Raw genomic sequence first — 5,566 nt, forward strand, 5'->3', positions numbered from 1 at the left:
GCCCTGGGCGCTGGAGAGGCCCATCTCCTGGTAGTCGCCGAGGTCGGTGCCGCCGTCGAGGGAGGTCTGCAGCCAGGGCGTGATGGCCAGGACGCAGTCCGCCAAGGGGTCTTGCGCCGGCGGCGGCGCCGTCGAGGCGGTGCTTCCGGGTACGGCGGCGGTCCCGCCGCTGCACCCGGCCGCCGCCGCGGCCAGGACCAGGCCGACCAGGAGCCGTCTCCGCATGCCCCGCATTGTGGCTCCCGCCGGTCCGTTGCACCAGGCCCCGAACAGCCTTGCCGCGGTGCCGGGTTCACCCGGTCAGTGGCAGACGTCCCGCTGCTGCTCGGCCACGACCTTCTCCGCCAGGGACCCCAGGGCCTTGGTGGACGCGTCCCGGTCGGCGGCGTTCCTCGGGAAGGTGTCCGTGATCACCGTCACCATGACCGCCTTGGAGTGGTCGTCGGCGCAGTACTCCGTCACCCCGGCGCCCGGGCCGGACGCGAGGGGGCCCCGGCCGATCAGGCCCTTCGGGCTGCGCCCGTTGTCGTCCGGCTTGTCGGCATCGACGCGGATCAGGCTGATGCTCAGGGCCTGCTCCCCGTCCACCGAGATCTTGCAGGACACCTGCCCCTCGCCACGCACCTCGCGCTGCTCGGTGCCGGGGTGTTCCTTGGGCAGCAACCGGTCGAGGGGAGTGCCGTCGGCGCGCTGCAGGCCGCAGAGCGTCTGCTTCAGCCCCGGCTCGCCGCCTCCGAGGACCAGGACGGCCCCGGTCACCGCCGCCGCCAGTACGACGGCCACGCCGGCGACCAGCCGGAGCCGTCTCCGCCCTCTGCCGCCGTTTGTCTGACTGTCGGTCATGTATACGCCCCCCGCTCGCTGCTGTGATCGGCGCGAAGCGTACCGCGCCCCCGGCGAGCCGATCATCCGATATTCGATCGGCTTGCCGGGGGCGGAGAATGCCGGGGTAGCGGATGCGCGGCCGGACGGCGGACGCGACGGGGAACGGGGGAGCGGCATGGACCTGCGCGGGCTGGAGCCAGTGCTCGGGGAGGTCCATCCTCCTCGGCGCCGGGTCGGTCACCTGAACGGCGCCCGGCCTGTAGTCCGTGTCGTAGATGAGGCCGGTCAGCGGCCGCACCGTCAGGTCCAGCAGGACGGAGTGATCACGCTTCACCAGGCACGTCTGGTCGTGCCCGCCCGCTCGGAGTCCGCCCGGGTCCTGGCTGGGTTCCCCGGCCTCGCCGCCTCCCGTGTAGCGCACACCGAACGTCCCGCTCGCCCTGTCGGTCAACGGCTTCAGGTCGTTCCGGTCGAGCAGCGACCAGCAGGCGGTGGCGGGCAGAGTCAGCGGATCGCGCGCGGACCACCACAGCCCGCCCCCGGCCGCCGCGACGGCCACGGCCGTCACGGCGGCGAGCACCAGCGGGTGCCGGCGGTACCAGGCCGCCCTGCGCCCGGCGCCGCCGGCCGGGGGCGACGCCGGTGCGTCAGCCATGGAGCGCCCTGCCGAACAGCGTGGCACCGTCGCCGAGCCCGTTCTTGGTCTCGTTGGCGGCCGAGAGGGCCAGGGTGTTGAGGTACGGCTCTTCGAGCCCGGCGGCCCGCCCGGCCTTCTCCACTGCGGCCTGGGCCGCCGCAGCCGCGGAGTTCTTCCCCGCGTCGTAGGCGACCGTCGCGTCGTCGCTCGGGTGCGCCTCGATGTGGTAGGAGTCGCCGATGCTGTCGATGAAGCCGTTCACCGGGTACGACATCCCACCGCCGACCCCGGGAATGTCGCCGAGGACCTTGCCGCCGGTGATCGCCCAGACCGTCTTGGCCCAGACCGCGTTCTGGTCGATCGCCTTGTTGTACGCGTCCGCCTCGGCCTGGGCCTTGACGTAGACCTCGTCCGTCCGCGCCGCCGTGAGGATGCCGGCGACCTCGCCCCCGGGGCGGGCGGCGTTGCGGACGGCGTCACCGAACAGGTCCTTGTACTGATCGCGGTGCTGCATCACGTCCTGGATGTGCGCCGTGGTGTAGGCCTGCTGCGCCTGTGCGATAGCGCCGTAGGCCTCGGGGTTGCGCCCGAGCGCGCCGAGCAGCTTCTCGGTGTTCGCCTGGTCGAGCGCGGCCCGGGTGCCGTGCGTCGGGAGGGTGTTGTCGCCGGGGTTGAGCGCGGCCTGGACGTCGCCCATGTAGACCGCCGTGATGTGGCCGAGACTGCCGGACGTTCCCGCGAAGAGCCCGGACTTGCCCAGCAGCCCGGGACCGTCGCCGTTCCCGAAGCGGTCCACCACCTGCGCCATCACGGCCGCCATCTCCGGCGTGTGCACCGGCAGGGGTGCGTCCGTCGCGTCGTACGCCCGGCCGGTCGTGGCGGCCTCCAGGGCGTGGCCGAGCGCACCGGCCTCCATCGACGCGGCCTTGCCGTGCGGACTGAAGTGGTCGGGCTGGTAGTCCTGGAGGACGGAGTTGAAGCCGGTGCCGGTCAGTTGCTTCAGGTAGGTGTTGGGCTGGCCGGTGGCCTTGACCGTGCCGTCGTCGTTGTAGACCGTGGCCGCGTCGTGGAAGTACTTCGTCGCCGCCGTCGGGTTGTGGCCGAGGGCCTCCAGCGCGCCTGACATCGGGTTGATGCCGGAGCCGTCCTTGCCGAGGAAGAACACCTGGTTGATCGGGTTGGCCTTGCTGACGGCGTCCTCCCACCGGCCCGGGTTCTCCGCACTGAGCTGGGTGACGTGCTCGACGACCGGGTTGAGGAAGTGCGGGTCGTACGTGCCGGTCCGCAGGATGTTGGAGAGGATCTGGTAGCCGTACGGGTTGCCGCCCTGGAGCCGGTCCGGCAGCAGCTGGTACTGGGCGGCGCCGGCCTTGCGCAGCCCGGTCTGCCAGGCGTCGGACAGGTGGGGCACCTTGGCCCCGTCCGTCGCCGTGGCCAGGGTGCGGCCGAGGTTGCCCTGCAGGTCGAGGAGCGCCTTCTTGGTCGCGTCGCTGCCGTAGTAGCCGCCGAACTCGCTCAACGCGCCGTAGGAGCTCAGGAAGCCGTCCGGTCCGGTGGAGCTGTAGAACGCGGTGGCGAACCGGGGATCCCCGGCGTGGCTCTTCACCAGCTGGTTGAGTTCGAGGATCTGGGCCTCCGTCGCCTTGTCCCCGAGCCGCAGCAGGTCGGCCGCCTTCTCGGCCTCCTCCTCCGGCTGTCCCCCGACCGGCTTCGCGTTGAAGGACGTACGGTCGGTGCCGGTGTCCGCCGCGAGGGCGGCGGCGGCCGCGGCATCGGCCGCGGTGGCCCGGGCGACTGCCCTGGCGATCGCGTCGGCCACGCCCGTCGCCTTCTGCCGGTAGGTGTCGGCGTACTCCACGTCCTTCTTGTCCGCCGTGTTGGTCGCCGGCGGCCAGTGGACGCCACCGGTGTCGTCGACCGTCAGCCCCTGGTCGGTTGCCGACTGGAGGGCCGCCTTCAAGTCGGCTTGGGCCCCGGCGAGTTCGGTGTGGGCATCGCGCAGGGCCAGGGCCATGGCACTGGCCTCCTCGAAGGCCGAGTCGATCTCGGTGCGCACCTTCCGGATACCGTCGGCCGCCTGCTCGGCCGCGCTGCCGCGCCAGCCCGAGCCCTGCAGGGGGGTGATCACGTCACCGGTCAGCTCGGAGGAGAACTCCCAACTCCGGACGAGCGATTCGAAGGCACCGGCCACCCGGTCGATACCGGAGAGCGGCGCGGACCGCAGTTCACTGAATTCCACCATGACGAGTCCCCTCAGCTCTTCCCGAAGCTCTGCGCGTTCAACTGCTCGGCGCGCGCGTAGGAGTCGGCGTTGATGCCCAGGAACTCCGACACCCTCCCGAGCGCCGCGTCGAGCGAGTTGACCTGCGCCATCCAGACCTCGTCCGCGGTCCACAGCGCGCCCACCAGCGCCCAACTGCGCGGCAGGTCCTCCGTCGCTTCGTGGAGGCGGTCGAACGGCTTCCGGCCTGCCTGGGTGAACTTCGTCTGCAACGTGGCCGCGTTGTTCGCGGCCTTGCGCAGCGCGTCCGGACTGACGGCCACGGTCGGGCCCCCTGGCGTGCCCGGCGTCGTGGGCGTCCACGACGACGGTGCGGGCGCGCCGGACGCGGCGGCCGCGAGGTCCGGGAACTGCTTCCTTGCCGCTTCCGTCGGATTTCCGGAACTGTCGAAGAGCCACGGATTCATCCGCCGCTCGAAGTCGAGGTCGACCATGTGGAACCCCCCGTTAGGTGACCGTCGAAGGGACGGCCCATCCAACCTGCGGCCCGTTCTCCGTATTCGGAGGAGATTCGGCCGCACCCCGTTGTGCACAGCTTCTGCTGCCGGACGAACGCTTTCACGGGTGCCCACTCCGCCGTGGTGGAGTTGAGCGAACCTTGAGGATCATCGTCCGACCGGTGCGGCCCGGACCAGCGGCCGGCTCGGCCCACAGCACGGCGGCCCCCCGCTCGGCTGTGCGAGCGGGGGGCCGCCGGGAGGCCTCGTGCGGGCGTCAGCTGTGGCTGCCGCCGCGGCGCTTGCGGGCGATCAGGACGAGCGCGCCGCCGAGCAGCACCACGCCGCCGCCGGCCGCGGCGATGACCGGGGTGGAGTCGCTGCTACCGGTCGCGGCGAGCGCCGGGGCGGTGGTGCTCGGCGCCGGGGCGGGCGTCTTGGCCGGGGTGGTGGCCGCGGTCGCGGTCGGGCTGGCGGTCGCGGTGGGCGAGGCCGTCCCGGTCGGCGTGGTGGTGGGGGTCGGCGTCGCGGTCTTGGTGGCCGTCGGCGTCGGGGTCGGCGTCTCGGTCTTGGTCGGCGTGGGGGTCGGGGTCGGGGTCGGGGTGTGGCAGACCTCGATCGTCTTGGTCTCGGTCTTGTTCCAGTCGTGGTTCTTCGGGTCCTCGGTGGTGGTGACCATGAAGGTCGCGCTCACCGGCTTGCTGTGGTCCTTGACCGGGTACGACCCGTGGAACTCCTTGCCGAACTCCTTCTGGTCCAGCACCTTCTCACCGTCGACGGTCAGGCTGACGACGTTCTTCACGCCTGCCTTGTCGCTGTAGTTGGTCAGATCGATCTGGATCTTGTCGCAGCTCACCTGCCAGCTCGGCGTGTGCGCCGAGGCGCTGGTGGCCAGGGCCACCGGGAGCAGGACGGCTGCCGCCGCCGTGCCGGCCAGTGCCGCGCTCCTGATGCCGAACTGCCGCCGCTGTCGCGCCATTTCGTTGTTCCCTCCGAACGGTCCTGTGCAGCAGGCGTGTTGAGTGGTTTTTGACGGTGGCCCGCTACGAGTGTCCGGGGGACTCTACCGGCACTCCCGTCCCGCCCCACACCCCGCGTGCGGCCGGATTTCGCCCGTCCACCCGGCCACGGATGTGCACGACCAGCTCATCATGCCCGCCACCTCGCCGGATGCGGTTCCGGCGAACTTGAATGGACTTCGTCACGCTGCCACGGAGAACGGCGCCCCGGGCGATCAGGTTCAATCACCGAGGGCGCCGCATCGGTCGGTGGACGAAGGGTCAGCTCCGCCGGGCCGCCCGGCGACGGGCCGCCACCACGATCGCGGGGACCTCTACGAGGTGGCGGAGAGCCCGTACGGGGTGCGGATCCTGCTGGGGGACGTGC

At 71.7% G+C, this 5,566-nt stretch carries 4 protein-coding genes and 1 pseudogene; all 5 read right to left on the minus strand.

The window, feature by feature from the left end; all coding sequences use genetic code 11:
* A pseudogene (locus ABZ885_RS34500) lies at positions 1–225 on the minus strand (hypothetical protein); the annotation flags it as partial.
* A 75-nt stretch (positions 226–300) separates the two neighbouring features.
* Positions 301–843 (minus strand): hypothetical protein, encoded by a 543-nt coding sequence (locus ABZ885_RS34505; protein ID WP_360197693.1) that lies wholly within the window; start codon positions 841–843, stop codon positions 301–303.
* Between the two features lie 629 nt (positions 844–1,472).
* Positions 1,473–3,704: a DUF6571 family protein gene (locus tag ABZ885_RS34510; RefSeq protein WP_360197695.1), complete on the minus strand. Its 2,232-nt coding sequence runs from the start codon at positions 3,702–3,704 to the stop codon at positions 1,473–1,475.
* Between the two features lie 11 nt (positions 3,705–3,715).
* Positions 3,716–4,177, minus strand: a complete 462-nt coding sequence (locus ABZ885_RS34515) for a hypothetical protein (protein ID WP_360197698.1) — start codon at positions 4,175–4,177, stop codon at positions 3,716–3,718.
* A 280-nt stretch (positions 4,178–4,457) separates the two neighbouring features.
* On the minus strand, positions 4,458–5,159 hold the full coding sequence (locus tag ABZ885_RS34520; protein WP_360197700.1) for an LAETG motif-containing sortase-dependent surface protein: 702 nt from the start codon (positions 5,157–5,159) through the stop codon (positions 4,458–4,460).
* Positions 5,160–5,566: the final 407 nt, after the last annotated feature.

The organism is Kitasatospora sp. NPDC047058, assembly GCF_040643935.1.
In the GTDB taxonomy this organism is placed as follows: Bacteria; Actinomycetota; Actinomycetes; order Streptomycetales; family Streptomycetaceae; genus Kitasatospora.

What these genes read in the sequence shown, in the direction of transcription:
- ABZ885_RS34505 (WP_360197693.1), bottom strand. Translation starts at nt 843, where the DNA reads ATGACCGACAGTCAGACAAACGGCGGCAGAGGGCGGAGACGGCTCCGG.
- ABZ885_RS34515 (WP_360197698.1), bottom strand. Translation starts at nt 4,177, where the DNA reads ATGGTCGACCTCGACTTCGAGCGGCGGATGAATCCGTGGCTCTTCGAC.
- ABZ885_RS34510 (WP_360197695.1), bottom strand. Translation starts at nt 3,704, where the DNA reads ATGGTGGAATTCAGTGAACTGCGGTCCGCGCCGCTCTCCGGTATCGAC.
- ABZ885_RS34520 (WP_360197700.1), bottom strand. Translation starts at nt 5,159, where the DNA reads ATGGCGCGACAGCGGCGGCAGTTCGGCATCAGGAGCGCGGCACTGGCC.